The sequence below is a fragment of the Methylomonas sp. DH-1 genome, assembly GCF_046097555.1.
GTDB lineage: Bacteria > Pseudomonadota > Gammaproteobacteria > Methylococcales > Methylomonadaceae > Methylomonas > Methylomonas koyamae.
In genome coordinates, this window is sequence record NZ_CP143089.1 from 3,341,246 (window position 1) to 3,367,717 (window position 26,472).

Sequence of the window (26,472 nt, forward strand, 5' to 3'; positions counted from 1 at the left end):
CACCCCACAACCAGCAGCATAAGGTTCACATACCATGGCGGATAAAACGGTAAGCAAGCACCTGACCAATCTCGAACGGCAATTCGCGGCCAACGATCCGATTTTGCAGAAAACCGCAAAAATCTTTCAGGAGTTGGATGAAATCGAATTCGAACTGGGCTTGATCGACCACGACGAAACCACCGCCCGCAAAACCAGTTGGTGGCCTATCGTCAGCACGCTGGGCGGCTACTCTCCCGCTAAGTCCGAATTCATCAACCGTTATCTGGGTGTGCAACTGAACACCTCGCGCCACAAATTCACGGTATTGCAATATACCCCGCAAGCGACGACCGCCACCCTGCCGGGAACCGCTCTGGACGCCGACCACCGCCTGCCGTTCTACCAGATCAGCCGCGTACTCGAACAAACCGTACCCGGCGAAGGCGGCAAAACCAACGCCTATCTGGAGTTGGTGACCGCCAATAGCGCCAAATTGAAAAACAAACTGGTCATAGACACCCCGGTCTTGAATCCGAATCAGGAATCGCCGACGTCGGCACTGTTGCGCAAATACGTGATCGGCATTTCCGATCTGGTATTGGTGTTTACCGATTTGTTCGAGGCCGACGCCGAATTGATCAAAGACACGCTGAGCACCATCGTTGCCCATCAGGATTCGAACAAATTCCTGTTCGTTGTCGACCATTCCGAAATCACTATCGATCCGGCCAAAAGCCAGGAAATCGCCGCATCCTGGCAGCGCCGTCTGGCCGGACTCGGCATCCATACCGGCCAGTTCGCGGTACTGTCCCAAGCCGGCGACACCGCACCCTTCGACCAGCGCTTCGGCAATCTCAATAACGCTCGCTCTTACCGGATCCTGGACTCGCTGGAAAGCAGCATACTCGCCATCGACCAGGTGATCATGCCGGAAGTGGAAGATGCGCTGAATACCTGGAAAGAACGCTCCAATGCGTCGACGCTGATCGTGCTGAGCTTCATCATCATGTTACTGCTGTTTGCCGAAATCGCGGTCGGTATACTCGATCTGCTGTTCGACCCCATCATCGGGCCAATCATGGTGCTGGCATTGATCGCCATCATGACGCCGTTGCACATGATCGTTAGCCGGGTCAATGCCAAATTCGTCATCAAACAACTGCTGAAACGCCAGGCCCAACTCAACCTGACCGAAAACCTGGTGGGTTTATTCGAAAAAAGCCTGGGGTTCTGGCGAACCCTGCTGCCTATCACCGAGCCGGTCGGCAGAAACAAGAAAAACGGGAAACGCCTGCTCGGCCTGATGGAGCAAAGCAAAGATTTGGTGCAGGCTTTGAACGACCAATTCAGCCACGTCCAGCAAGCGGACTACCGCGGCCCTTACGACGCCTATCCTTATCCCGAGACGGAAGAATAAACCACAAGCCGAGGTATCGCTCCCATGGACATCATCAGACAGTATTTTCCGCTGTGCTGGCTCAATGTCTCGGTATTGAACCTGCCGCGATCAACCCGTTTCTTCAAACACAATCTGATTTTCTATTTCACGATCGTGTTCTTCATCCAGTTCAACATGGTTGACGATATCGATTCCATCCTCGAGGTCCTGCTGGAGACCTCGCTAACCTTGGCTTTCATTGCGCTGGTGTTGCTGCTCAACGGGACCATCGACGCTTTCATCCAAGTGTCGTCAGCGGTATTGTTCTGCGAGAACGTGGTGGCGCTGTTCCTGGCGCCGATCTTGTTTTGGGCGACCGTAGCCGAAGACACGCCCAGCTACATGACGCTCGCCCTGTTCCTGTTGTGGGATTTGATTATTGTCGGCAGGATTTTCAAAGACGTATTGCGCGTCAACAACGCGGCCGGCCTGGTCGTAGCTCTCTTCTATTTTTTGACCAGTTACGGCGGTGCTTACGGCCTGTACAGCTTATTGGTTGGCTGACGGCTTGACGCCGTAATAATTGGACAATACTTGGTAGGCCCCTTCGGCACCGGCCACTGCTGCCGCTTTCAACGGCAAACATTCGCTGTTCCATTGCTTGATCTTGCCGTCGAAATAAAACGCCCATTCGCCTTGCCAGCAACCGCCCTTTTTGGCGATGCGACCGGCCATCACCGAAGTCACTTCGTAACGCGCCGAGACGGCTAACAAATTACGCGAATCGGCGCTCAGAACTTCGCTGACCGAAATCTTTTGCTGCTCTTCCAAATCCAGCATCGGGTAAATCATCGGAATACCCTTAATTCTAGCAGCGAAGGCCAACGCGCTTTCCACTTCCGGCATGGCATCGGCGTTATAAAACTGGCGCACGCCGTCCTCGTCGACGACCAGCCAGACCAAGGTTTCCGGCCGAATCTCGCTCCAAATCCCGACATGGCTATCACGCATGACCTGCATCAATTGGTCTTCGTCGAATTGCACCCGAATCAAACGCGCCTCGTTGTCCGGCTGTTCGTCGGCGGAGATCAACGAAAATTGCGATTGTTTGACGTAGTTTTGCGCGCTGGCCAGCGCTTGCTGCACCGCCGGAATTTTAGAAATGTCTTCCGCCACCAGCACCCGGCTCAAAACCGCATACATGGCCTGCTTGATGGCTTGCAGCCGATCCTCGGCAGACTGGCTGCGGGCAACCAGTTCGATTTCGTAAAGGCCTTTCACCTCGACGGCATCGGCAGTAATCGCTGCGCCCAGCAAACCCAATACCAACACGCATAAACGCGCGGATTTACGCTTCGTAAAAACCTTGCTCACTCGCCTACCCTGACTCAGCATTAATCGGAATATAGTACAATATCGGTCGTTTCAACCTGAACTTTAACAAGAGGCCAACATTGAGCGAACAACAAGACCGCCTGAATTACAAGAGCGCCGGCGTCGATATCGAAGCGGGCAACGCTTTGGTGGAACGCATCAAACCCATCGCCGCCAGAACCCGTAACGCAGGCGTGATGGCCGGCCTCGGCGGCTTCGGTTCGCTATTCGAATTGCCTCTGGACCGTTACCAACAACCGGTGTTGGTCTCCGGCACCGACGGTGTCGGCACCAAATTGAAACTGGCCCTGGATTTGGACATCCACAACAGCGTCGGCATCGACTTGGTTGCCATGTGCGTCAACGACATCGTCGTGCAAGGTGCGGAGCCGCTGTTCTTCTTGGATTATTTCGCAACCGGCAAACTGGCAGTCGATACCGCGGCCAGCGTCATCGAAGGCATCGGCAAGGGCTGCGAACAAGCCGGCGCCGCGTTGGTCGGTGGCGAAACCGCGGAAATGCCGGGCATGTACGCCGACGGCGATTACGACTTGGCCGGCTTTTGCGTCGGCATCGTCGAAAAAGAACGAATCATCGACGGCAGCCAAGTCAAAGCCGGCGACAAACTGATCGCCCTCGCCTCCTCCGGGCCGCATTCGAACGGCTACTCCTTGATCCGCAAAATCGTGGCGCGTAGCGGATTGGCCTGGACCGACACCGTAAACGGCAAACCGCTCGGCGAAACGCTCCTGACTCCGACCCGGATTTACGTCAAACCGCTGCTGGAATTGCTGAAAACGGTGCCGGTACATGCCATGGCACACATCACCGGCGGCGGCATCACCGAGAACCTGCCGCGCGTATTGCCGGAAGGATTGCAAGCCGATATCGACCTGAACAGCTGGCAATTACCGGAAATATTCCAATGGTTGCAACAACAAGGCAACGTTGCCCAGGAAGACATGCTGGTGACGTTTAACTGCGGTATCGGCATGATCGTTTGCGTTGCCGCCAGCGACGAAGCGGCCACACTACAAATTCTGCAACAGCAAGGCGAAACCGCTTTTACGATCGGCGAGATTGCCGCAGGCAGCGGCAAGCCGCAGGTCCGCTATCGTTGATACCCCCCGGCCGCGGCCGCCGCAGCGACCGAAGGCCACGGAATTAATCCAAAACCCCAAACCAAGCCCGGCGGATTGCTGATTAGCCCTTCCGTCCGGTCTGTTTTTATCAATCCAAGCTGCCACTCAGCTTTTTACCTGACACGAATCGGCCAAAACAATGAGCGAACTACCCAATTGCCCGCAATGCGGCTCCGAATATACCTACCACGACGGCAGCAATTTCGTTTGTTCGCTGTGCGCCCACGAATGGTCGCAAGACGCAGACGAAAATAGCGACGACCTGAAAGTGGTCAAAGACGCCAACGGTAACGTCCTGCAAGACGGCGACACCATTACCGTGATCAAGGATTTGAAAGTCAAAGGTTCGTCTTTGGTCGTCAAAGTCGGCACCCGCGTTAAAAACATTCGTTTGGTCGAAGGCGACCATGACATCGATTGCAAAATCGACGGTATCGGCGCGATGAAATTAAAGTCGGAATTCGTTAAAAAGGCTTAATCCGGGGCTTTTGCCGGACGCAAAAAAAACGCCCTGCTTGGATGTCCAATTAGGGCGTAGCGTCCACACATGAGAACAGGTAGGAGTAACAACACACACTTTCAATAAAGCAAAGTTAGTGCCAAAACAAAAACAAGCCATTCCAAGCCGCTTTCAACGCTTATCCGACGAATCCCGCATGCCCAATGCACCACAAACAGGCAGAATCGGCCGGCCCTTGCACCAAAACCAATCTTCGTTCCGAGCGAAGTGGCTATTCCCGCATATCGCATATAAATTTGGTAGTGCCGGTTTTGCTTCCGCCTGAGGCCGCACGGCGATTTGGACAGCGCCAGCCGGTTAAATTAATATGGGCGGATATTTCTGACGAGGACAATCATGACCAGAACCGAAGCCATACTGAACAAGGGCCAAACACTTTTCGAAGATAAATCCTACATCCTGTTGTGGACCAAATTTCTGGGCCTGAGCCTGCTGGCGTTGACGTCGTATTATGTTTACGACAAACAAAAAAAGCTTCTGATTAAACTCAACGGCCGGGAAAAGGCCTATCTGATGGGCGTTTCCTATTATCTGACCAATCAGCACGGCCTGAGCCCGCGAGCGGTGATCGACAACACCGGCTTGTTCAAAGATGTTTGCCGGGCAATCGCCGACCGAAACGGCGGTTTTTACAAAAATTTCTTTTCGGAAAATTCTAAAGACCAAGCCAAGAATTACGCGGCGCAAACTTATCGCAAAAATAAAAACGGTAAAGACTAGGGATCGAACGGGATGCCGGCTCAGCACTCCGGCGAGGCCGCGCATCAGGCATAAAGCGCTTCGTAACCGGACCGGCAATGCCGCCGCCTAGCAACAAGGCGCTCCACCACTACAGGCGCCGTCGCACTCCGCTCGCAGACATACCGATCAAAAAAATAGCGGAGACAGTTACGCCGTGGGCCGACGCTCAAACCAGACGCGGTTTGATCACCGCATCCGGAAATCGCAGTTGCTTCATCGCTTCATAAAGCACAACCGCAACCGTATTGGACAGATTCAGGCTACGGCTTTCCTTGCGCATGGGTAGGTAGAGTTGGAGTTGGGCCGGGTGGGCGCCGAGAAACGCGGCCGGCAAGCCGCGGGTCTCGGGACCGAACAACAAGGCATCGCCCGACTGGAAACTCACCTCGCTGTAGACGACCGACCCTTTGGTCGTTAACGCGAACAAGCGGTTGGGCTTGGCTTTTTGCACATAATCCGCCAAGGACGCATACTGGCGGATATTCACCCACTCGTGGTAATCCAGGCCGGCCCGGCGCAAACGCTTGTCGTCCAAATCGAAACCCAGCGGCTGGATTAAATGCAGATGGGCGCCGGTGTTGGCACAAAGCCGGATGATATTGCCGGTATTGGCCGGAATTTCCGGCTCGAACAGGACGATATCCAGCATTGCGCCGTCAGTTTTCCACCTTGACCGGTGCCAGCTTCCAGATATCCCGGTTGTATTCGCTGATGGTACGGTCGGTGGAAAACTTGCCGCTGGCGGCAGTGTTGATAATGCTCATTTTGGTCCAGCGTTCCTGGTCGCGGTAGGCCAAATCCACCCGGCGCTGAGCATCGATATAGCTGCGGAAATCGGCGATCGTCATCCATGGGTCGTGCGGACTTTTGATCGAACCGATAATGTCGTCGAAGATGCCCGGCTCGAACTGGTTGAAATGGCCGCATTCCAGCAAGCGCATCACGCCCTGCAAATCGGTATCCTGATTGATATAGGATTGCGGATCGTAATGCGGGCGCAAGGCTTCGACTTCCGCTTCGGTCAGACCGAACAGGAAGAAATTCTCGGCGCCGACTTCCTCGCGAATCTCGATGTTGGCGCCGTCCAGCGTACCTATCGTCAAGGCGCCGTTCATCATGAACTTCATGTTACCGGTACCGGAAGCTTCTTTGCCGGCCGTCGAAATCTGCTCGGAGAGATCGGCGCCGGGGCAAATTTTTTCCATGGCCGAGACGCAGTAATTCGGCATGAAAACCAGTTTCAGTTTTTCGCCGACATCGGGGTCGTCGTTGATCACGTTGGCCACGTTGTTGATCAACTTGATGATTTTTTTCGCCACCACATAGCCGGGTGCCGCCTTGCCGCCGATCAGCACGCAACGGTCGACCCAGTTCGCGGTATCGCCGCGTTTGATCCGGTCGTACAGATGAATCACGTGCAACACGTTCAGAATCTGGCGTTTGTACTCGTGGATACGTTTGACTTGCACATCGAACAATGCGTCGACGTTGATTTCGATGTCGTGCTCTTCTTTCTTGTAATCGACCAGCCGTTGTTTGCTGGCGCGGTTCAGTTCGTACCATTTCTGGCGAAATGCGGCATCCTCCGCATAGGGCCGTAATTTGGCCAGTTGCGACAAATCGGTGACCCAGGCGTCGCCTATGGTTTCTGTGATCAATTCCGCCAGTTCCGGATTGCAGCCGGCCAGCCAACGCCGCGGCGTTACGCCATTGGTTTTGTTGTTGAATTTATTCGGCCATAATTCGTAAAAGTCCTTGAACAGGCCTTCCTTCAACAATTTGGAATGCAGTTCGGCGACACCGTTGACCGAAAAACTGCCGACAATAGCCAGGAAGGCCATCCGTACTTGTTTTTCCGGACCTTCCTCGATGATCGACATCCGTGCCATCCGTGGGCCGTCTCCCGGCCAGCGCGCCGAAACCTCGGCCATGAAATGGGCATTGATGTCGAAGATGATCTCCATCAAGCGCGGCAACAGGGTTTGCATCAGCCGAACCGACCATTTTTCCAAAGCCTCCGGCAACAGCGTGTGGTTGGTATAGGCCATGGTACTGCGCGTGATGTTCCAGGCCTCTTTCCAGGACAGGCCGTGAATATCCATCAATAAACGCATTAATTCGGCGACGGCGATGCTGGGATGGGTATCGTTGAGCTGAAAACAGTTTTTCTCTGCGAATTTGGCAAAATTGTTGCCGTGGCGGCCGACCCAGTTAGCAATCACGTCCTGCAGACTGGCGGACGCCAATAAATACTGTTGCTGCAAGCGCAAGGCCTTGCCATTCTCGTTGGCGTCGTTCGGATACAACACCATCGTGATGTTTTCCGCGGTATTTTTTTCGGCGACGGCCTCGGCATAGTCGCCGGCGTTGAATTCCTGCAGATTGAATTCTTCTGTGGCTATCGCTTTCCATAGCCGCAAGGTATTGACCGTGCCGTTTTTGTAACCCGGCACCGGCGTATCGTAAGGCATGGCCAACACGTCGTGGGTATCGACCCAACTAGTGCGTTTATGGCCTTTTTCGTCGATATGGCTTTGGGTGCGGCCGCCGAATTTGATCCGGTGCATGTATTCCGGACGCTCGATTTCCCAGACGTTGCCCATCCTTAACCAGTGGTCGGGGCGCTCGACCTGCTCGCCGTTGACGATTTGCTGGGAAAACATGCCGTATTCGTAGCGCAATCCGTAGCCGGTAACCGGCAATTGCAAGGTGGCGCAACTATCGATAAAACAGGCTGCCAACCGGCCCAAACCGCCGTTGCCCAAACCGGCATCCGGCTCGCTTTCCACCAGTTCTTCCATCTCCAGACCCAAATCGTACAAAGCCTGTTTGACGACGGTATCGACGCCCAGATTCAACATCGCGTTGCTCAAGGATCGGCCGATCAGAAATTCCATCGATAAGTAAAAGGCTTTTTTACAATCCGAATCGCGGTAAACGTTGTAGGTCTTTTTCCAACGTTCCACCAAGCGGTCGCTGATGGCCAGCGATAGCGCCTCGTACGCATAATGGGGCGAGCGGCAATTTTCGTCGCGACCGAGCCGGTGGCTGTAGTAATGCTTGAAATCGGCGATGAAATGCTTCTTTTCCATGCCGAGTTTCGGCAGTTTGGTGATATCGGCGGCGGGACTGCTTTTATGAAAAACTCTATGCGGCATAGTGATTACCTTTGGAACTAGTGGACGATTAAGCCTGGTGCCGCGGGATTGGCAACGGCGAGCCGACTTCTAAACTCCGGGCACCGATTCTGAGCGGTGCCGCCACTTAAGCGGCACCGCAACCACGATCAATCGAGCTTACCATGGCACTGCTTGTACTTTTTGCCCGATCCGCAGGGACAGGGGTCGTTACGGCCGACTTTGGCGCCATGGCGAACGAAAGGTTGTTCCGCCGAACCGGTTTCCGGCTCCGGCGCAGCTTGTGTCTCCGAAGTGTCTTCGAATACCGATTGCGCCTCGGCGTGTTCGAAATGCATTTCCTGCGGAGTCTGGCGCTGCTCGTCGATAGCCTGTACGTCCTCTTCCCGCGCAATTTGCACCCGAGCCAAAATCGTCACGACTTCATGCTTGATATGGTCCAGCAAGCTGTTGAACATTTGGAAAGATTCGCGCTTGTACTCCTGCTTCGGATCCTTTTGCGCATAACCGCGGAAATGGATGCCTTGGCGCAATTGGTCCATGGCCGCCAAGTGTTCTTTCCAAGCGTTGTCCAGCACTTGCAACATTACCGATTTCTCGAAATGGCGCATGACTTGGGTGCCGACGGTTTGTTCGCGGCGCAGGCTTTCCTCGGCGGCCTTATCGACGATCAACTGGCGCAATTTCTGCTCGTTCAAGCTGCGGTCGGCATCCAGCCACTCAGCCAGCGGGAATTGCAAATGGAATTCCTGCTGCAGATGAGCTTCCAGGCCGCGCACGTCCCACTGTTCTTCCATCGTTTTCGGCGGGATGAATTGCGTGATCGCGTCGTTCAACACGTCGGCGCGAATCGCGGTGATGATGTCGCTGATATCTTCCGCCGCCATCAACTCGTTGCGTTGGGCGTAAATGACTTTCCGTTGGTCATTGGCAACGTCGTCGTAGGCCAGAATTTCCTTACGGATATCGAAGTTGCGGTTCTCGACCTTGCGCTGCGCGCTTTCGATCGAACGCGTCACCCAGGGATGCTCGATGGCCTCGCCCTCTTCCATGCCCAACTTTTGCATCAGAGACGCTACCCGTTCCGAGGCGAAAATCCGCATCAAATCGTCTTCCAGCGACAAATAAAACCGGGTGGAACCGGGATCGCCCTGCCGACCGGAACGGCCGCGCAACTGGTTGTCGATCCGCCGCGATTCGTGGCGTTCGGAACCGATCACGTGCAGACCGCCGCTGGCCAGGACTTGCTCGTGCCGATCCAGCCAGGCGCCGCGCACGCGTTCCTTGTCGGCTTCGCTGGCATCCGGCCCCAACGCTTCGAGCTCGGCATTCAAATTGCCGCCCAAGACGATGTCGGTACCGCGGCCGGCCATGTTGGTCGCTATTGTCACTGCACCGGGCAACCCGGCCATTTCGATGATGTGCGCTTCGCGCTCGTGTTGTTTCGCGTTCAGAACTTCGTGCTTGATACCCTGCTCGCGCAGCATCGCCGAAATCCGTTCGGAATTTTCGATCGACGTGGTACCGACCAAGACCGGTTGGCCGCGTTTGGTACAATCCTTGATATCTTCGATTACGGCTTTGTATTTCTCGCGAGCCGACAGGTAGACCAAGTCGCCCATATCCTTGCGGATCATCGGCCGATGGGTCGGAATCACGACTACTTCCAAGCCGTAGATTTTGTTCAACTCGAACGCTTCGGTATCGGCGGTACCGGTCATGCCGGACAGCTTGTGGTACAGGCGAAAATAGTTCTGGAAGGTAATCGAAGCCAGGGTCTGGTTCTCGTTTTGAATCGGCACCCCTTCCTTGGCCTCCATCGCCTGGTGCAAGCCCTCGGACCAGCGCCGGCCCATCATCATCCGGCCGGTGAATTCGTCGACGATGATGACTTGGCCGTCTTTGACCACGTAATCGACATCGCGCTGAAACAGCACATGCGCCCGCAACGATGCGTTCAGGTAGTGCATCAAGCGGATGTTGACCGGGTCATACAAGGTGGAGCCTTCCGGAATCAAGCCTTGCTCGTGGAGCAAGCGTTCGACATTTTCGTAACCGGCTTCGGTCAAATGGATTTGCCGCTGCTTTTCATCGACCGCGTAATCGCCCGGCATTTTGTCCTGCTGCTCCGGATCTTCGGCCTTTTCCTGTTTGGTCAGGTACGGGATGATGCTGTTGGTGGTCAAGTAAATGTCGGTACTGCCCTCGGCTTGGCCGGAGATAATCAACGGCGTTCTGGCCTCGTCGATCAGGATAGAGTCCACCTCGTCGACGATGGCAAAATGCAGCTCGCGCTGGACTTTCTGTTCCAGGCTGAACGCCATGTTGTCGCGCAGATAGTCGAAACCGAATTCGTTGTTGGTGCCGTAGGTGATGTCGGCGGCATATGCCGATTTACGCTGTTCGTGAGTCAAATCGCTGACGATGACGCCAGTGGTCAAGCCCAGAAATCCGTATAGCCGGCCCATCCATTCGGCGTCGCGCCGCGCCAGGTAATCGTTGACCGTGACCACGTGAACGCCTTTGCCGGGCAATGCGTTCAAGTACGCCGCCAAGGTCGCCATCAGGGTTTTACCCTCACCGGTTTTCATCTCGGCGATCTTGCCGCTGTGCAACACCATACCGCCGATCAACTGCACGTCGAAATGGCGCATGCCGAACACGCGGGTGGAAGCTTCGCGGACCGCGGCGAACGCTTCCGGTAACAAATCGTCGAGTTTTTCGCCCTGGGCCAGGCGGTCGCGGAACTCCTGAGTTTTGCCTTGCAAAGCGGCGTCGGATAATTTTTCGTACTCGGCGGCCAGCGCATTGACTTTCTTGACCAGCTTGCGTTTCTTCTTGACCAGCCTGTCGTTGCGGCTGCCAACTACCATTTTAACCAGCTTACCCAGCATGATACTTCCAGTGTGAGAGTGAACCAAAGTTTGCGATTATAAACGTTATGCGGCGGCGATGACCAGAAAACAAGGCTAACGCAGTGGACCGGCCGCCGCGATGGATGCGTTTGTCCGCTATTGCGCTTGAGCGCTCGGCCGCGACGCCGGCAGTGAGTCGAACGGACACCTGGCCTCGGTTTTGCCGTGGACATGCCTAGCGATCGGCGTATAATCCGCGGCCTTTAACCCAACAGGCATTCGTTCTCGCGGAAAATATCCTGCAAGCCCATATTTCCGGCGTTGATTTATGAAAATAGTGATACTAGGTGCCGGCGTAACCGGCTCATCCGTTGCCGGCGCCTTAGCCAGCGAAGAGAACGATATTGTCGTCATCGACAAAAACCCCAGCCTGTTGACGGAGTTGAAAGGCCGCCTCGATATCGCCACCATCGAAGGCAACGCCGCCCATCCCAGCATTTTGGAACAGGCCGGCATCCGCGACGCCGATATGGTGATTGCCGTCACCGACCGCGACGAAACCAACATGCTGGCCTGCCAGGTAATCAACACGCTGTACAGCAAACCGAAAACCATCGCCAGGGTACGGGCGATCGACTTCCTGAACCATCCGCAATTATTCGAACCGGGCGGCATCGATATCGTCATCAGCCCGGAGCAAGTCGTCACCGAATCCATCCACAACCTGATCAAATACCCCGGCGCCCTGCACGTATCGGAATTCGCCGACGGTTTGGTCAGGCTATTTTCGATCCGGGTCGTGCCGACCGGCTTCCTGACCGGCAAACGCATTCAAGCCGTCAAGGAGAAATTGGCTGACAGCATGATCCGGGTCGCGGCGATCTTCCGCGACGGCAAGGCGATTCCGGTCAACGGCGAGGCAGTCATTGCCACCGGCGACGAGGTGTTTTTCGTCTGCCCGCGCGAAAAAGTCCTGAAAACCCTGATCGACCTGCACAAACTGGAATCGCCGATCAAGACCATCATGTTGGCCGGCGGCGGCCACGTCGGCAAACGCCTGGGCATTGCCTTGCAGCACAATTACCACGTCAAAATCATCGAGAAGGACATCAACCGCGCCCGCGAAATCGCCAACGATCTGCGCCATACCCTGATTTTGCACGGCGACTGTACCGATGAGTCGTTGCTGCAGGAAGAAATGATCGAAAACATCGATTTGTTCTGCGCCATTACCAATAACGACGGCATCAACCTGATTTCCGCCGGCCTGGCCAAAAAACTGGGCGCAAAAAAGTCGATCTGTCTGGTCAATAACAACTCTTATTTGAAGCTGTTGGACGGCAGCGATATCGATCTGGCGATTCAACCAAAACTGGAGACATTGGGCGGCATTCTGAAGCACGTCCGCAAAGGCGACGTAGTCGGCGTCAGCTCGGTTTGCGGCGGTAGCGCCGAAGCCATCGAAGCCATAGCCCACCGCAGCAAGAATTCGTCGTCGGTGGTCGGCCTCAGGGTGGACCAGGTCAACCTGCCGGACGGCGTGATTCTCGGCGCTTTGATTCGGGAAAAGGAAGTGATTCCGGTGCACCACGACACCGTGTTCGCAGAAGGCGACCACGTGGTGATGTTCGCGTTGAACAAAAAATTGATTAAGGATATCGAGGAATATTTTCAGCCGATTTGACTTTCGAAATCGGCATCGATACAGGCCAACGCCCGTTGTGGCAGACCTTCCGCCGCATCCGACTGCAACGACGCCCGGCTGTCTTCGTGCACGGCCGCCATGAATTGCAGCAATTGCATTTCTATTTTCAATTTCTGCTGCGGATCGTCGGCCTCCCACATCCGGTTCAACAACTGCTTGGCGTGGTGGTGGATCGTGAATGCGACCGCTTCCGGCAAATGCGCATAGCTGCGGCGGAGCGAGTCTTTCAGTTTATCCAGCGATTGCAGATATTGCTGGTAATCCTGCAAGTCCTGCCGGCATCGGGTTTTCAGCATCGCCAATTCGTTATTGTGGCGTGCCTTGTTCAAGGCCAGTTCGTGCGCAAGCTGCTGGCTGCGTTGCTTCAGTTCCGCCACCAGCGCCTGCTCGGCCAAGGCCTGCTCCCGGCGCAGTTGTGCCAGGTCGCCCTGCCTGGACAAGCGCCAGTGCAGATGATCGTCGGCGCTACGCCGGCAAAACCCCATGGCTTCCGCCAACCAGCGCCGCATCACAGACATGGCAATTGGTTGCGCAAAGCCAGCATGGCGGCCGCATCCGCCTGTTTGTAATGGCGCCGCAGCGATTTACGTAGGGATTTATAAGTCGCGGCGGGCAGACGATTGCGGACCGCTGCCAATTCGCCATCGATTGCCTGGCGCAATTGCCGCAGATGCTTGCGGTGGTTTGCAGCCGCGAGCCGGCCGCGTTGGAGTTGCATGCGGTAACGCGATTGCCGAGCCTCCGCGGCGGCACGCAAGCCGGCGTCTCGAACCTGGTTACGCAGCGCAAACCAGCAGCGTAGCTCCGTAGCGTCGCGCCGGAAATAGCCGCACAACTGCCGATACAGCGCTTTTGCCAGGGCAAACAGGCCAAGTAAACCCAGACCGAAGAAGGCCAATAACAGAAACTTGCCGGCTACCGCGTAAAAAAGACCGGCCAGCAAAGCCAAGCCAAGCCGAAAACAAAAAAAACCGGCAACGAATAACAGCATCGCCAAACTGGCTATCGCCAAACCGCCGTACAGAATGCGCCCGGACCGCATACGCTCAAACCCGCTCGATGAACTCCAGCGCATTGCCGTCGCGATCTCGGCAAAACAAAGCCCGCCGCCCGGAAATGCTCAGGGTATAGGCGACGCCGGCCGCATCCAAATCGTTGCGTAACACGTCGACCGAATCGATATGCATCGCCACATGGCGGTCGCGGCCACCGTGCGCCGGCCGGCCGCTGGTCGGGTCGGGGTTTTCCAGCTCCAGCAAATGTATTTGCTGGTCGCCGATCGCCAGCCAGGCGCCCGGAAACGGCAGTGGCGGCCGTTCTATGGGCTGCATGTCGAGCACGTCCCGATAAAATTGCAACGACTGCTCGGTGTCGGAAACGATGAGGCTGGCATGGTGAATCGTGAAGTTATGCTTGGACATACACAGGTCGATCAAAAAACAGGATGCGCGATTATACCGTGCCGCTTCCGCTTGCCGCGTAGCTTTTCAGCCAAGCCAGGCTATCGGCAGTCGCTGAGCCGGGACGGTATTCGGCGCCGGTCCAGCCGGAATAAGCCGAATCGCGGATAATTTGGAACAAAACCGGAAAATCGACGCTGCCGCTGCCGGGTTGCGCCCGCCCCGGACAATCGGCGAACTGGATATGGCCGATCCGGTCGATATGGCAACGCAAAAATTCGGCGCAATCCTCGCCCATCCGGCTCATGTGGTAAATATCGTATTGCAACCGTAAGTGCGGATGGTTCAAGTCATGCAGCACTTGCAGCATCTGTGCGCTGCTATCGAGTATAAATCCCGGCATGTCGAAACTGTTCACGGCTTCGAAAACCGTAACGATACCTTGGCCGGCAAACGCTCGGGCCGCGTAATCCAGGTTTTCCAGAAACGTTGCGCGGTATTCCGCCAGGCGATCGGCGTTTAAGCAACGGCCGGGCAACACGTTTATCGCGCAAGGTTGCAACAGCTCGGCATAACGCAGCGCCTGGTCCACCGCGCGCCGAAAATCCTGCCGCTTTTCCGGCACCGCAGCAAGCCCCTCGCCGCCTTGCAAAAGGGTATCGGCATCGACATTGAACAACACCAGCCGCAGACCGTTGCCATCCAATAATTGCCGCAATTCGGCAGCAGACTGGCTATAGGGAAACTGAATCTCCACCGCATCGAAACCGCCGGCCTTGGCGGCAGCGAACCGTTGCGGCAGCGGATATTCGTTATAGAGCAGACTGAGATTGGCGGAGAATTGCAACATCAGGATTTAAGATACTGCTTGACCAAAGTCGAAGGATCCTGCTCCAGAAACCCGCGGCCGCCGTGCAACTGCATCAATTGCGCCGCCAAACCGGACATCGGCACCGCGTTGCCCTGCTTGGCGGCAAGCTCGACGGCCATATTCAAATCCTTCAGCAAGGTTTTGACCCGCCACTTCACCGGTTCGAAGCGTTCATCAGCCATTTCCGGCCCGACGATTTGCAAGGGTTTGGAATCGGCGAAACCGCCGGCCAACGCTTCCGGAATGTTACCGGCGTCGACACCGGCCGCTTTGGCCAATGCCATCATCTCGGCAATGACCAGCACATTGCAACTGACGATCATTTGATTGCAAATCTTGGTGATCTGGCCGCTCCCGACCGGCCCCATGTGCGTCAAGCGGCTGTACAACGGCCGCAACACTTCACGGGCAATGGCAACGTCGGCGCTGTCGCCGCCGGCCATGATGGCCAAACTGCCTTGCTCGGCTCCGGCCGTGCCGCCTGAGACCGGCGCATCGACCCAAGCCATGCCGCAATAGGCTTTCAATTCGGCGGCCAAGCGGCGAGTGGCCGCGGGATCGATACTGGATAAATCGATCAGCAATTTGCCGACGGCGCCGTTGCCGATCACTTGCTCAGTGACGACTTGATCAACCGCGGCTGTATCCGCCAGACACAAAATCACGACGTCCGACTCGCGCACCAATTCGGCGGCGGATGCGCAAACCACGGCGCCGGCCTCGGCGACCGGCTGCAGTTTAGCCGGGTCGCGATTCCATACCTTTACCTCGCATCCGGCAGCCAATAGGCGCAACACCAGCGGCCGGCCCATCAGACCGATGCCGGCGAAACCCAATTTGTAACGTTGCTCTAGCATCGCTGCTCGCTTATTCGAACAACGCCGGGCTTAAATCGATCCGTACCGCATCGCCCTGGCCGCTCAACAAGTGGCGTTGCAAGATTTGAAAGGCCTGGTCGAAATCGGCGTTGACGAAACGTTGCGCCAGATGGGCGCAGATCGCGTAAAGACCTGAATAGTGCACGGTTTCGCCCGATGCGCATTGGTTGACCTTATCGGATAAAACCCTGACCACCGACAGCACCGAACCGTCCTGGCGCCAGTTCGCCGCAACCGCCACCACATCGTCGCCGCGGGTCGCAATCGCCGCCAACGCGTTGAACGCCAAATCCACTAATCCGGCCAGTATCTTTTCCAGATCGCCGGCGGCTATCGCTTTAAAGGTTTCGCTGGCGCAATCCAGCAGCAAGGCCTGGCGCAGAACGATATCCATGTCCGACACATGGCCGCTATCGCCCTCTTCCGGTTGGGCAATGCCGAAGCTGTCGTGAAAAGCTCTGACTTGTTGTAGATGTTTATTCATCGGTTTCCCCAAACTTAATAAATGACCGGGCATGGTACAGGCCACGCCCAAAAACCGCAAAAATTCCCACACTGACCGGCCCGAAGCGGCACGGCGCCACCAAAAGCAAATAGCAAACAATATGCATTATCATTTACCTTTAGTGTTAGCGACCGTATACTTCGGTTAATTTTTGTAAAGCCCCTACTTAATTTAAAGAAATTTCCAATCCGGACTCATGTCATGTCGAAAATCCATTCACGCTTATTGATACCTGGCCAAATCGCTATGATTCTCGGCCATTCCCCGATATTGCTCGCGGCCGCCGGCACCGAAGATGCGGAGCTGGAAATGCCGGTGGTCGAAATCGTCGAATCCGCCGAAACCCTGCAAAAAATTCCCGGCACCGTCAACGTACTGACCCAGGAAGAGTTATTCGAAAGCCATGTGTTTAACGTCAACGAAGCGTTGCGCAAAATCCCCGGCGTCAACGCCCGTGACGAGGAAGGTTTCGGTATGCGGCCCAACATCGGCATCCGCGGCATCAACCCGACCCGATCCACCAAGACCTTGTTGCTGGAAGACGGCATCCCGCTGTCGTATGCCCCTTATGGCGACAACGCCAGTTATTACCATCCGCCAATCGAACGCTTCGCCAGCATCGAAGTCCTGAAAGGCCCCTCGCAAATTTTGTACGGCCCGCAAACCATTAGCGGCACCATCAACTATCTAACGCCGAATCCGCCCAGCAAACCCGGCGGCTATTTGAGCTTCACCGGCGGTACCCGCGACTTTTACGACGGCCATTTCAATTACGGCGGTACAGTCGGCGATTTCGGCGGCCTGTTCGATATCACCCATAAAGAAAGCCGCGGCGCCCGCGACAATACCCATTCGGATATCAACGACTTCAACATCAAAGGCGTTTACGACATCAACGCCAACAACGCACTGACCATTCGCGCCAACTATTTCCAGGAAGATTCGCAATTGACTTATTCGGGCATCACCGACGCCGAAATGCGCAACTTCGGAATTCGCTACAACCCGTTTAAAAATGACTCGATGAAAACCGACCGCTGGGGCACTTCAGTCACCCACCAGTACAGCATCAATAACAACGCCACGTTGACTACCAACGTCTACTGGTCGCATTTCCACCGAGATTGGTGGCGCCAAGCCAGCACCACGACCGACAACCAATGCGGTTTCAATAACACCAGACTCGCCGGGGTAGAGGTCGATCCGAACAGTTGCAACTCGATTCAGGGCCGGCTGCGCGATTACTACAGCTACGGCGTCGAACCGCGCCTGCATGTCAACCATAAGACTTTGGGCATCGACAGCGAACTCGACATGGGCTTCCGCGCCCATTTCGAAGAACAGCAGCGGACTCAGGAAAATAAGCAATTTTTGACGGGCACGTTAACATCGATCGCCGAACGTAATGAGCGTGAAACCGATGCCTACTCAGGCTTTGCCCAAAACCGGTTCATACTCGGCGATTGGAGTTTGACGCCCGGCGTTCGCATCGAACACGTCGATTTTCGCCGCTTGAATAAACTCACTAACGCTGCCGGCGATACCACTATGACCGAAATCTTGCCGGCGTTCGGCATATCGCACTCGCCGAACGACAAGATCACCACCTTTTTCGGCTTTCACGGCGGCTTTGCCCCCCCGCGCGCCGAGGATACGCTGAGCAATGTCGGCACTGTAGTGGACGTAGGACCGGAAAAAAGCTGGAATTACGAATTGGGGGTCAGGACCAAACCTTATAAAGGTGCCAAATTGGATGCCACCTTATTCCACGCCGACTTCCTGCAGCAAAATGCGGTGGGCAGCATCGCCGGCGGCTCGACGCCGCTGGCGGCCGGACAGGCTTTGTACCAAGGCGCCGAGTTGTCCGCCCGCCAGGATTTCGGCCCCTTGTTCGACAGCGACCATAACGTCTATCTGCAGGCGGCTTACACCTGGGTCGGCACTGCCGAGATGACCTCCGCGTTCCGCTGTTTGGCCACCGGCATCGACTGCAACAACGCCACGGCCATCGCAATGGCTAACGGCAACTTTGTCGGCAACCGTCTGCCCTACTCGCCGGAACACAATCTGACCACAACCATCGGTTATGCCCATGCCAGCGGCTTCGACCTGCATTTGGAGACAGTTTACGTCGGCCAGCAATTCAGCGATTTTGCCAACACCGGTACGGCTCCCGTCAACGGTAACGGTCAAATCGGCAAAATCGACGATTACGTGGTGTTGAACGTGGCCACGACCTACCACGCCAAACCGATCAATACCGATTTCTTCGTCTCGCTGAAAAACCTGCTGGACGAGACCTACATCGTGGATAGAACCCGCGGCATCCTGCCCGGTTCGCCGCGTTTGGTCCAGGCCGGTTTTAAAGTCAATTTTTGATAACGGGCCGGCGGAATTTCGGGGAACAGGGACGTACCCGGCGCAGGATTGCGAGTTTGCCGCAAACTGGTGCGCTTAGCGGGCCGCTTGCAGTATTGCCAGCTTTTCGGCCCGCCCCATGCGTTTGATTTCAGCCTCGCGCCGACTCGCGGTCGCCCTATCGTGCTCGGTTTCCGTGTAGACGATGCGGACCGGTTGTTTGGCTCTGAAATATTTGGCCCCGGTGCCGGCCCGATGCTGGCGAAAACGGCGTTCGACATCGGTCGTGATGCCGGTATATAGGCTACCGTCGCAACACTCGATGATGTAAACCGACCAATCCGCCATCGCCTGCGCCGGGTCAAGCCGCTTTATTCAACCAAGCGTTGATGCTGACTGCCACCGCCGCACCGAAGCCGATGTAGGCGTATTGCACGATGAAGACCAGTACGCCGTTTTGGGTATGGCTGGCGGTATCCTTGATCGCGGGCGTCACGATCAGCGTCCACAACACCGCTGCCAAAAAATACACCACGACACCGGACACGGCCCAGGAAATCGCCGGCCGCCCGGAACGCTCTGCCGTGTTGTAAAACCATATCGCAATCAATGCCGCCGCTACCGAACCTATCATAATACCCCCCGTTTTAGTGTTTTAGTAACCCGGCAACTGGGCGATACCCTGGTTTGCCAATTGGTCGGCGCGTTCGTTGCCGGGTATCCCGGCATGGCCTTTGACCCAGACCCAGTCGATGCGGTGACGTTGAATCGCCGCATCCAGCCGCCGCCATAACTCGACGTTTTTCACCGGTTGGTTGGCTGCGGTTTTCCAGGCGCGTTTTTTCCAGTTGGGCATCCACTCGGTGATACCCTGCAACACGTATTTGGAATCGGTATACAACCTGACGCTGCAGGGTTTGTTTAACGTTTCCAGGGCCTGAATCGCCGCCATCAACTCCATCCGGTTATTGGTGGTTTCGGCTTCGCCGCCGAACAACTCTTTCCGGTGCGCCTTGTAGTGCATGCACACTCCCCAGCCACCCGGGCCGGGGTTACCCTTGCAAGCGCCGTCCGTGTATATATCGACCGTTTCCGCCATCTACTCTCGATCCTCGTGTGAACGCGACTCCAAGCCCGCCGTCGCAGCCGCTAATTTGATTTTCCGCCGTTTTTCCGCGGCCAATGGGATCAGAGTATATTGCCTTTTCACCGCCCTGATGCCATAGGCCATAGCAAACACCGAAGCGAAGCCGAGCTGGAACTTGCCATGGGAAATGGTGTAACTATCCAGGCCGAACTCGGCGGCCGTCAACAGCTCGAAATTCATCAATTTTAACCAATCCAGCATCCGCGCCTTGCTTATAAAGTGAGCGCGCCAGGAATCGGCCAATTTTCTATCCCACAAAAACTGGAAACGCACCGCCAGACTGAACGGACTGAAATTCAGTACCACCAGTTCGCCGCCGGGCTTCAGCACCCGGTTCACTTCACGCAAGGTCTGGAACCGGCGCGCATCGAACTCGAGGATATGCGGCAATATCACCAAATCCATCGATTCGGTCTGGATTGGCAAGTTAAAAGCTTTGGCGGCGACTTTAAGAGCGTCGCCGTCGCCCAGGGCCTTGCCGTCCAGGATCAAGTAATTGCGGTACAGCGAAAAATCGACAAACTCGTTCTCCCACCCCAAGCCGCCGATTTGCAATTGGTTTTGTTTGCAACTGACGGTAATCGAACGCTTCAGGTAACTGGCCTCCATGGTTTGCAACAGCTTACCCCGCGGGGTTTGGTACAACGCAAACAAGAATTGTCTTTTCATCTATTCAACCGATAAGGCTATGTTTTTTTGGCTATTTCGGAAAGCCATGCTAGGATCTAATTTTTTTATTTTAGCGAGTTCAGACAATGCCCCGCTCAATTTCTAAAAAATCAGCCCGTCATCTGTCTTATCTACTACCCATTTTGCTGGTTACCGGCTGTAGTCAACAAGCTCAAAAAGACCATCTGACCCAGTCTTCGACGAGCAAGTTTTCCGTATTTACCCGTAATGGCAAAGGTACAGGCTCATCTAAAAAACAAGAGGCTGCCAAGGAACATAACACGCTGTGGGACAGAATGCTGTCGCTGTATGCGTTGCCGGAGATAGACCATCCCCGCATCGACCGCGAGTTGAACTGGTATCTGCGAAATCCGGATTACCTGTCGCGGGTACAACAGCGGGCGGAGCCCTATCTGTATTTCATCTTGAACGAAATCGAAGCCAAGAATATCCCGGGCGAATTGGCGTTGCTACCGGCCGTGGAAAGCGCGTTCCGCCCGGATGCGATGTCGCCGGCACAAGCATCCGGCTTGTGGCAGTTTATTCCGCCGACCGGCAAGCTTTACGGCCTGAAACAAAATAGCTGGTACGACGGCCGCCGCGACGTGGTCCAATCCACTCAGGCCGCAACCACTTTTCTGAAAGAACTTAGCGAGACCTTCAACAACGACTGGCTGCTGGCTTTGGCGTCTTACAACGCCGGTAAAGGCAACATCAAGAATGCCGTGGATCGGAATGTCGAACGCGGCCAACCTACCGATTTCTGGTCGCTGGATCTGAACAGCGAAACCTCCGCTTACGTACCGCGGCTATTGGCGATCGCAAAAATCTTCGCCAATCCGGAGAAATACAACGTCAACTTGCACCAATTCGCCAACCAACCTTATTTCGAACTGGTCGACGTCAAATCCCAGATCGACCTGGGTAAAGCCGCGGAACTGGCGCAAACCCCGTTGGACGATTTTTTAAAGCTGAATCCGGGCTACAACCGTTGGAGCACCGATCCGAACGGCGCCCAACACTTACTGATTCCGGTCGACAAAGCCGATAAATTCAAGGAAAAGCTGGCAGAACTGCCGCACGAAGAACGCATCCGCTGGGAACACCACACCGTAGGCAAAAAAGAGACGCTGAAAAGCATCGCCAGCAAACACCACACCACGGTCGAAGAAATTGCCAGCGTCAACCACCTGGAAGACGAATCGGTGGCGCAAGGCAAAATCTTGCTGATCCCGGCGTCCAACCAATCGCAAAAAGGCGAAGCGACCAGCCTAGCCGCGTCGACACCGGCTCTCCAAGCCGCCGCGCCAATCCAAGCCGGCAAGCAGGTCTATACGGTTAAGAAAGGCGACACCTTGTCCGGCTTGGCTCAGCATTTCGCCATCGATCAGGACGACATCGTGAGCTGGAATAAATTGCCGAAGAAAGCCGCGTTAAAACCCGGCCAAAAACTAACGCTGAAAAAGACCAGCGGCAGCATCACGGTGGTATCGACGGCTCCAGCCATCAAACAAATCAGTTACACCGTCAAACCGGGCGATACCCTGGGCCAAATTTCGAAAAAGTTTAACGTCAACGTCACCGAACTGCGCAAATGGAACAACGTGCCGCGCAATAAAGCCGACATAAAGCCCGGATCGAAACTGAAAATCCTGGTCGAAACCAGCCATTCTTCAACCTAAGCCTAAAAATCTGTCCGAGAGTTCGAATTTCGAGCACATTCGATGTGCGTAACCGAAGCCGCCCATAGGCAGACCAACGATTGCGCGGATTTCATGTTCTCGGACAGATTGTTTTTCCTCCCCCCACCAACACTAACAAGCTCCAAACTCTTGCTGCGGCGAACGCCGGCAAGCACCTAGGGGACGGCAGTTTACGCTACTGTAACAACATTCGAACAATCTATGCCGGACGGAACGAGCCGCGTTCGGAGCGATTTGGATAAACCCAAGCCTGATTACGCCAATAAAGTAGGGTATTGCACGGCTGGACGCCACCAAAATCCACTCATCTTAAATGCTAACAACCAATATATCGCCCGATTACCGGCTATAATCCTCTGCGCATCATATGAGTTTAGGCCGTCCAATCATGAATCCTGCAAATTCGATTTTGAAAAGTACCCATTTGCTGCTGGCAGGCGCCTGTTACTTAACCGTGCCGACGGCAAAGGCGGACTTGGCGGACATCGTTGCATCCAACAGCCAGATCGGCGCCCAGTTCGTGACGACCGATGTCGACTACACCGAAATCTCGAAGGAAGGCGTTATCGCCGATACCGAACGCGGATACGTTCCAGGTTTCGGGATTTCGTTATCCGTCATGAAAAACTTAATTGTCGAGAATGCCTATTTCGCATTCCAATTCAGCCAGTTGCACGGCGAAACCAACTATATCGGATCGAGCAATCAGTTTCTGCCGGGCATTCTGGGACCGACCGCAGATGCCTACGGCAGCGTCAGGCAAAAAAACAGCGCTAAATTCGTCGATTTTTACGGCCGCTTCGGCAAAGGTTTTGAATTAGGCAATTCGCTGATGGCGACTCCTTTCGTGGAAATAGGCCACCACAATTGGAAAAGGCATATCGATTCCGAGATTCCAATTATCGCGGCATTCTTCCCTGGCAACACGACCTCGAAAGAAAGTTACAACAACTACTATTACGCCTTCGGCTCGATGCTGCAGTATTCGCCGATCAAAAATCTGGTGTTCACGACGACAGCAATGGTCGGCAGCACCTTTTCTTCAACGATGGCTTCTTCGGGTACGCCAGCCCTTTTCGTAACCGGTATCGGCCAGGACGGCGGCCCTGGAACGCTACATCTGGGCGACTCCGTGTTTTATAAAGTCGGTATGGGATTCGATTATTCCTTCTACCAAAGCTGCCATATCAATGCCAGTGCGGAATACATCGGATTCGAGTACGGCCGCTCGGAAATGACCGGACCGAATAAGACTTACTACGAACCCGACAGCGAGACCAATTACCTTACCGTGAAAGCCGGTTTCGGTTATTCATTCTAAGTGCAGGTGGCGATAACTCGATGAGGTCGCGCTGGGCCAAAGCTGAATATTCAACTTGAGCCAGGTTCGCCGAGATTACAGTGCGGCTGGCTTTGTTTTGAGCGCAAGGTTAAGCAAACAACGCATTGCAAAGCGAAAACCTCGTTCCAGCACCACCCGCAAACCGACGCCAGCAATAATTCTTTTGCGGATTCTGCGAATAAACGTCTTCAAGCAACCATGCCGGCCGACTCGAATTAATCCGTAAGTTGCTCCGCAGTGGCCAGAATGTAACTGATCTCGTCGTTTTGGCTATCGAGAATCTGCTGGCAAACCGCTTCGTCCAGACCCAGCAGCGCCGGCACTTCGTCGGGACAAGACTGGTTCGCCGCATCGCCTATACCGAGTTTGCCCAACAGGCAATCGCTGTAAAAGGTCAACAAGTTCAAAAGATGATGTTCGCCGCGGTAGCAAGGATTGTGGTGGTGGTAGACGATATCGGTGATCGCACGCGGCATCGACCAGACATTCATTAACCAAGCGCCGATTTCGGTATGGTTCAAACCGAAGGCGAAATTTTCCAGATTAAAGATCGCCAGATTCGGATTTGCATTGATCAGACCGCTCAGATAATTGAATTCGTCGGGAAAACGGTGGCCCAGCAACGGGAAACCGATATTGTGCATCAAACCGGCCAAAAATAATTCTTGCCCATTCGGCCGCACCGACTCGGGCATCGCCGCCGCCAATTGCGCCATCAAACGGGTGCTGGCCAGTGCGTGTGTCCAAAACATCCGGGTACCGATCTGCCCTTCCTTCGGCGATTTCAAAGGCGCCAACACCGCCAGACCCAACGCCAAGTCCAAGACGAAATTAAAGCCCAGCACCCGGCTGATCGCGTCGTGCACGGTGGTTATCTTACCGCGGTAACCGTATAACGAAGAACTGGCCCAGCGGATGATTTGCGCGGTCAACAGCGGGTCGAGCTCTATGATTTCCGCCAACTTGGCGACGTCGGCGTGCGGGTCGCCGATCAGATTCAAGATGCGCATTGCGCTGCCCGGCAGCGGCGGCAAGGCCTTGATTTGGGCAATCGTTTCCCGCATGTCGCGCGGCGGCGTGAAACCGTTGCGTTGCTGGTTGCCGATGTTGTCTAGCGTCCAGTTGATTAAATTGGATTCCATCATCGTATCCCGAGGCCTAGCTCAAATGCAGCCGGTTAAGTTTACGGTACAGCGTTCTTTCGCTGATATTCATTTCGGCGGCAATCAGTTTGCGGTTGCCCTGATATTTTTTCATCAAACTGCCGATAAATTCGGCCTCGTATTGGGCAAGGCCGGCCAATGGCGCCGTTTCCCGCTGCCAGCCGACGACGCTGCCGGATTCGCCGTTCCCTACCGGGCGCTGCATAAAGTGAATGTCGCTATCCTGAATCTGGCGCTCCTTGCACAGGCCGGCGGCCAATTGCAGACAATTGCGCAACTCGCGAATGTTCCCCGGCCAGTCGTATTGGATCAGTTTCACCAACGCCGGTTGCGTTAGGCTATAACCGGCGCCTCCGGCAGCGAGTTGCCCCAGAAAATGGTCGATCAATATCGGCAAATCCTGCTTGCGCTGGCGTAACGGCGGCGCCTCCACCGGGAATACCGAAAGCCGGTAGAACAAATCCTCGCGAAACTGGCCGTTCTTGACCATTTCCGCCAAATTCCGATGCGTAGCGCAAACCACCCTGACTTTGGCTTTTTGCATCGCGGTGCCGCCCACTCGGCGAAATTGGCCGCTTTCCAGTGCGCGCAACAGCTTGGGCTGTTGCGACAACGGCAAATCGCCGATCTCGTCGAAAAACAAGGTGCCGTTGTCTGCCAATTCGAACAGGCCCTTTTTCGCCGCGGTGGCTCCGGTGAACGCGCCTTTTTCGTGGCCGAACAATTCGCTTTCGAACAGGTCTTCGCCCAAGATTGTGCAGTCGACAATGACGAATTCGCCATGCGCCTGCTTCGAATTCCGGTGCACAAACTCGGCGGCCAGTTCCTTACCGGTACCGGTTTCGCCGAGCAGCATCACTGCCGCTTGAGTTTCTGCGGCTTGGCACAAGCGGGTTCTAAATTCGTTGAATACCGCCGACTTGCCGACCATCATCGCCGCGGAATCGGCGGACGGGCATTTGTGCAGCGGCGTCTGCACTTCGCCTAGGTATAGCATGGCGTCGGCATCCAGCAGCGGAAAACCGCGCACATTCAACGAATACGCCGCATCCGGGTCGCTGTAATCCGGATAAACCCCGGCGTACGACTCCAAGGTCCTGAACATTTTCCGGTGGCGGCAATCGCGGTTGTCTGGGCAGCAAGGCTTACCCACCCTGCTCTGCCGGGAAGCGCCAAAACCGGTTTCCCAAGCACGATTGACCGCAACCACATTCAATTCGGCATCTACAATGACCAGCGGCAAGTCGTGAGTTTCCAGCAAGGATTCCAGGGTAAAGGCACTGTGCGGCATACGCTCCATTCCGGCGATAGGGATTGAAAAATCGGCAACCATTAGCGGCGATAGGCCAACGGCCGGGATGCGATACGCCACGACATCCTCGATTCGACCGGACTTAAGGCGCCTCGGCTAACCGGAATAAGGATAACCTATTAGCGCCAACTGTTGGCAACGCGCGGAAAATATTCGCCTGCCCTGCCGGATATTTCGGCAAAGCGGCATGGCAAACGGCGGTAACGGGATTTTAGAGCAAGGCGTGCGAGGAGGCTTAATTGGAGTGGATCGGCTGCGCCGGCAAAAGCCAGACGGCCCAGGCCGATCCA

At 55.3% G+C, this 26,472-nt stretch carries 25 protein-coding genes; 9 read left to right on the forward strand and 16 right to left on the reverse strand.

The window, feature by feature from the left end; translation table 11 throughout:
- The first annotated feature begins 34 nt into the window (after positions 1-34).
- Both VXJ35_RS15150 and VXJ35_RS15155 read left to right on the forward strand, forming a co-directional pair.
- Complete coding sequence (locus tag VXJ35_RS15150; protein WP_064022205.1) at positions 35-1,399, forward strand: hypothetical protein; 1,365 nt, start codon at positions 35-37, stop codon at positions 1,397-1,399.
- Positions 1,400-1,423: 24 nt separating this feature from the next.
- Complete coding sequence (locus VXJ35_RS15155) at positions 1,424-1,924, forward strand: hypothetical protein (RefSeq protein WP_064022206.1); 501 nt, start codon at positions 1,424-1,426, stop codon at positions 1,922-1,924.
- On the opposite strand, the gene VXJ35_RS15160 is transcribed toward VXJ35_RS15155, so the two are convergent.
- The gene (locus VXJ35_RS15160; protein WP_231914756.1) at positions 1,910-2,734 is read right to left on the reverse strand and encodes a DUF2066 domain-containing protein; all 825 of its coding nucleotides are present in this window, start codon (positions 2,732-2,734) and stop codon (positions 1,910-1,912) included. The genes VXJ35_RS15155 and VXJ35_RS15160 overlap by 15 nt on opposite strands.
- An 80-nt stretch (positions 2,735-2,814) precedes the next feature.
- Between VXJ35_RS15160 and purM the strand changes: the two genes are divergently transcribed.
- From purM to VXJ35_RS15175, 3 genes are all read left to right on the forward strand, one after another.
- The gene (gene purM / locus VXJ35_RS15165; RefSeq protein ID WP_064022208.1) at positions 2,815-3,855 is read left to right on the forward strand and encodes a phosphoribosylformylglycinamidine cyclo-ligase; all 1,041 of its coding nucleotides are present in this window, start codon (positions 2,815-2,817) and stop codon (positions 3,853-3,855) included.
- A gap of 160 nt (positions 3,856-4,015) precedes the next feature.
- Positions 4,016-4,354 carry a zinc ribbon domain-containing protein YjdM gene (locus VXJ35_RS15170; RefSeq protein WP_064022209.1) on the forward strand — a complete coding sequence of 113 codons (339 nt, stop codon included), beginning with the start codon at positions 4,016-4,018 and terminating at the stop codon, positions 4,352-4,354.
- Between the two features lie 378 nt (positions 4,355-4,732).
- A complete protein-coding gene (locus VXJ35_RS15175; RefSeq protein ID WP_064022210.1) occupies positions 4,733-5,116 on the forward strand; it encodes a hypothetical protein in 384 nt (127 codons plus the stop codon).
- A gap of 187 nt (positions 5,117-5,303) precedes the next feature.
- Here the strand turns inward: VXJ35_RS15175 and trmL are convergent, their stop codons facing one another.
- The 3 genes from trmL to secA form a co-directional block, all read right to left on the reverse strand.
- Positions 5,304-5,786, reverse strand: a complete 483-nt coding sequence (gene trmL / locus VXJ35_RS15180) for a tRNA (uridine(34)/cytosine(34)/5-carboxymethylaminomethyluridine(34)-2'-O)-methyltransferase TrmL (protein ID WP_064022211.1) — start codon at positions 5,784-5,786, stop codon at positions 5,304-5,306.
- Positions 5,787-5,793: 7 nt separating this feature from the next.
- Complete coding sequence (locus VXJ35_RS15185) at positions 5,794-8,295, reverse strand: glycogen/starch/alpha-glucan phosphorylase (protein ID WP_064022212.1); 2,502 nt, start codon at positions 8,293-8,295, stop codon at positions 5,794-5,796.
- Positions 8,296-8,423: 128 nt separating this feature from the next.
- Complete coding sequence (secA, locus tag VXJ35_RS15190; RefSeq protein WP_064022213.1) at positions 8,424-11,168, reverse strand: preprotein translocase subunit SecA; 2,745 nt, start codon at positions 11,166-11,168, stop codon at positions 8,424-8,426.
- A gap of 289 nt (positions 11,169-11,457) precedes the next feature.
- Here secA and trkA point away from each other — a divergent pair, with 289 nt between their 5' ends.
- On the forward strand, positions 11,458-12,813 hold the full coding sequence (gene trkA, locus VXJ35_RS15195) for a Trk system potassium transporter TrkA (protein WP_064022214.1): 1,356 nt from the start codon (positions 11,458-11,460) through the stop codon (positions 12,811-12,813).
- Here the strand turns inward: trkA and VXJ35_RS15200 are convergent.
- Genes VXJ35_RS15200 through VXJ35_RS15225 form a run of 6 tightly spaced genes read right to left on the reverse strand, consistent with a single transcriptional unit; the run spans position 12,801 to position 16,467 of the window.
- Entirely contained in the window at positions 12,801-13,352 is a 552-nt protein-coding gene (locus tag VXJ35_RS15200) for a hypothetical protein (protein ID WP_064022215.1), read from the reverse strand. The two genes, trkA and VXJ35_RS15200, sit on opposite strands and share 13 nt — an antisense overlap.
- Positions 13,343-13,876, reverse strand: coding sequence for a hypothetical protein (locus VXJ35_RS15205; protein ID WP_064022216.1), 534 nt, complete (start codon positions 13,874-13,876; stop codon positions 13,343-13,345). The genes VXJ35_RS15200 and VXJ35_RS15205 overlap by 10 nt, the downstream gene beginning before the upstream one ends.
- A 4-nt stretch (positions 13,877-13,880) precedes the next feature.
- Positions 13,881-14,255 carry a VOC family protein gene (locus VXJ35_RS15210; RefSeq protein WP_054758599.1) on the reverse strand — a complete coding sequence of 125 codons (375 nt, stop codon included), beginning with the start codon at positions 14,253-14,255 and terminating at the stop codon, positions 13,881-13,883.
- Positions 14,256-14,286: 31 nt separating this feature from the next.
- Positions 14,287-15,084, reverse strand: coding sequence for a hydroxypyruvate isomerase family protein (locus VXJ35_RS15215; RefSeq protein WP_064022217.1), 798 nt, complete (start codon positions 15,082-15,084; stop codon positions 14,287-14,289).
- A complete protein-coding gene (locus VXJ35_RS15220; RefSeq protein ID WP_064022218.1) occupies positions 15,084-15,962 on the reverse strand; it encodes an NAD(P)-dependent oxidoreductase in 879 nt (292 codons plus the stop codon). The genes VXJ35_RS15215 and VXJ35_RS15220 overlap by 1 nt, the downstream gene beginning before the upstream one ends.
- Before the next feature lie 10 nt (positions 15,963-15,972).
- Entirely contained in the window at positions 15,973-16,467 is a 495-nt protein-coding gene (locus tag VXJ35_RS15225) for a nucleoside triphosphate pyrophosphohydrolase family protein (protein ID WP_064023542.1), read from the reverse strand.
- 222 nt (positions 16,468-16,689) lie between these two features.
- On the opposite strand from VXJ35_RS15225, the gene VXJ35_RS15230 reads away from it, so the two are divergent.
- Positions 16,690-18,867: a TonB-dependent receptor domain-containing protein gene (locus VXJ35_RS15230; RefSeq protein WP_064022219.1), complete on the forward strand. Its 2,178-nt coding sequence runs from the start codon at positions 16,690-16,692 to the stop codon at positions 18,865-18,867.
- A 75-nt stretch (positions 18,868-18,942) separates the two neighbouring features.
- On the opposite strand, the gene VXJ35_RS15235 is transcribed toward VXJ35_RS15230, so the two are convergent.
- The 4 genes from VXJ35_RS15235 to VXJ35_RS15250 are packed head-to-tail and all read right to left on the reverse strand — an operon-like array spanning position 18,943 to position 20,662.
- The gene (locus tag VXJ35_RS15235) at positions 18,943-19,194 is read right to left on the reverse strand and encodes a GIY-YIG nuclease family protein (protein WP_064022220.1); all 252 of its coding nucleotides are present in this window, start codon (positions 19,192-19,194) and stop codon (positions 18,943-18,945) included.
- Between the two features lie 13 nt (positions 19,195-19,207).
- Complete coding sequence (locus VXJ35_RS15240) at positions 19,208-19,480, reverse strand: hypothetical protein (protein ID WP_064022221.1); 273 nt, start codon at positions 19,478-19,480, stop codon at positions 19,208-19,210.
- Between the two features lie 21 nt (positions 19,481-19,501).
- Complete coding sequence (rnhA, locus tag VXJ35_RS15245; RefSeq protein WP_054758492.1) at positions 19,502-19,945, reverse strand: ribonuclease HI; 444 nt, start codon at positions 19,943-19,945, stop codon at positions 19,502-19,504.
- The gene (locus tag VXJ35_RS15250; RefSeq protein ID WP_064022222.1) at positions 19,946-20,662 is read right to left on the reverse strand and encodes a class I SAM-dependent methyltransferase; all 717 of its coding nucleotides are present in this window, start codon (positions 20,660-20,662) and stop codon (positions 19,946-19,948) included.
- A 296-nt stretch (positions 20,663-20,958) separates the two neighbouring features.
- On the opposite strand from VXJ35_RS15250, the gene VXJ35_RS15255 reads away from it, so the two are divergent.
- Both VXJ35_RS15255 and VXJ35_RS15260 read left to right on the forward strand, forming a co-directional pair.
- Positions 20,959-22,344, forward strand: a complete 1,386-nt coding sequence (locus tag VXJ35_RS15255; protein ID WP_408953915.1) for a LysM peptidoglycan-binding domain-containing protein — start codon at positions 20,959-20,961, stop codon at positions 22,342-22,344.
- A 409-nt stretch (positions 22,345-22,753) separates the two neighbouring features.
- On the forward strand, positions 22,754-23,686 hold the full coding sequence (locus tag VXJ35_RS15260) for a hypothetical protein (protein ID WP_157198196.1): 933 nt from the start codon (positions 22,754-22,756) through the stop codon (positions 23,684-23,686).
- A 236-nt stretch (positions 23,687-23,922) separates the two neighbouring features.
- On the opposite strand, the gene VXJ35_RS15265 is transcribed toward VXJ35_RS15260, so the two are convergent.
- Together VXJ35_RS15265 and VXJ35_RS15270 are read right to left on the reverse strand one after the other, a co-directional pair.
- Entirely contained in the window at positions 23,923-24,852 is a 930-nt protein-coding gene (locus VXJ35_RS15265) for an HDOD domain-containing protein (RefSeq protein ID WP_082409601.1), read from the reverse strand.
- 13 nt (positions 24,853-24,865) lie between these two features.
- Positions 24,866-26,161, reverse strand: a complete 1,296-nt coding sequence (locus VXJ35_RS15270; protein ID WP_064023543.1) for a sigma-54-dependent Fis family transcriptional regulator — start codon at positions 26,159-26,161, stop codon at positions 24,866-24,868.
- Positions 26,162-26,472: the final 311 nt, after the last annotated feature.

Bases quoted from the DNA above. Each gene is read 5' to 3' on its own strand.
- VXJ35_RS15175 (WP_064022210.1), top strand. From the start codon at position 4,733: ATGACCAGAACCGAAGCCATACTGAACAAGGGCCAAACACTTTTCGAA.
- VXJ35_RS15150 (WP_064022205.1), top strand. From the start codon at position 35: ATGGCGGATAAAACGGTAAGCAAGCACCTGACCAATCTCGAACGGCAA.
- trmL (WP_064022211.1), bottom strand. From the start codon at position 5,786: ATGCTGGATATCGTCCTGTTCGAGCCGGAAATTCCGGCCAATACCGGC.
- VXJ35_RS15215 (WP_064022217.1), bottom strand. From the start codon at position 15,084: ATGTTGCAATTCTCCGCCAATCTCAGTCTGCTCTATAACGAATATCCG.
- VXJ35_RS15235 (WP_064022220.1), bottom strand. From the start codon at position 19,194: ATGGCGGATTGGTCGGTTTACATCATCGAGTGTTGCGACGGTAGCCTA.
- VXJ35_RS15240 (WP_064022221.1), bottom strand. From the start codon at position 19,480: ATGATAGGTTCGGTAGCGGCGGCATTGATTGCGATATGGTTTTACAAC.
- VXJ35_RS15200 (WP_064022215.1), bottom strand. From the start codon at position 13,352: ATGTCTGTGATGCGGCGCTGGTTGGCGGAAGCCATGGGGTTTTGCCGG.
- VXJ35_RS15205 (WP_064022216.1), bottom strand. From the start codon at position 13,876: ATGCGGTCCGGGCGCATTCTGTACGGCGGTTTGGCGATAGCCAGTTTG.
- VXJ35_RS15255 (WP_408953915.1), top strand. From the start codon at position 20,959: ATGCTGTCGCTGTATGCGTTGCCGGAGATAGACCATCCCCGCATCGAC.
- VXJ35_RS15270 (WP_064023543.1), bottom strand. From the start codon at position 26,161: ATGCCGCACAGTGCCTTTACCCTGGAATCCTTGCTGGAAACTCACGAC.
- VXJ35_RS15230 (WP_064022219.1), top strand. From the start codon at position 16,690: ATGTCGAAAATCCATTCACGCTTATTGATACCTGGCCAAATCGCTATG.
- secA (WP_064022213.1), bottom strand. From the start codon at position 11,168: ATGCTGGGTAAGCTGGTTAAAATGGTAGTTGGCAGCCGCAACGACAGG.
- VXJ35_RS15170 (WP_064022209.1), top strand. From the start codon at position 4,016: ATGAGCGAACTACCCAATTGCCCGCAATGCGGCTCCGAATATACCTAC.
- trkA (WP_064022214.1), top strand. From the start codon at position 11,458: ATGAAAATAGTGATACTAGGTGCCGGCGTAACCGGCTCATCCGTTGCC.
- VXJ35_RS15265 (WP_082409601.1), bottom strand. From the start codon at position 24,852: ATGATGGAATCCAATTTAATCAACTGGACGCTAGACAACATCGGCAAC.
- VXJ35_RS15220 (WP_064022218.1), bottom strand. From the start codon at position 15,962: ATGCTAGAGCAACGTTACAAATTGGGTTTCGCCGGCATCGGTCTGATG.
- VXJ35_RS15210 (WP_054758599.1), bottom strand. From the start codon at position 14,255: ATGTCCAAGCATAACTTCACGATTCACCATGCCAGCCTCATCGTTTCC.
- rnhA (WP_054758492.1), bottom strand. From the start codon at position 19,945: ATGGCGGAAACGGTCGATATATACACGGACGGCGCTTGCAAGGGTAAC.
- VXJ35_RS15250 (WP_064022222.1), bottom strand. From the start codon at position 20,662: ATGAAAAGACAATTCTTGTTTGCGTTGTACCAAACCCCGCGGGGTAAG.
- VXJ35_RS15155 (WP_064022206.1), top strand. From the start codon at position 1,424: ATGGACATCATCAGACAGTATTTTCCGCTGTGCTGGCTCAATGTCTCG.
- VXJ35_RS15225 (WP_064023542.1), bottom strand. From the start codon at position 16,467: ATGAATAAACATCTACAACAAGTCAGAGCTTTTCACGACAGCTTCGGC.
- VXJ35_RS15260 (WP_157198196.1), top strand. From the start codon at position 22,754: ATGAATCCTGCAAATTCGATTTTGAAAAGTACCCATTTGCTGCTGGCA.
- VXJ35_RS15185 (WP_064022212.1), bottom strand. From the start codon at position 8,295: ATGCCGCATAGAGTTTTTCATAAAAGCAGTCCCGCCGCCGATATCACC.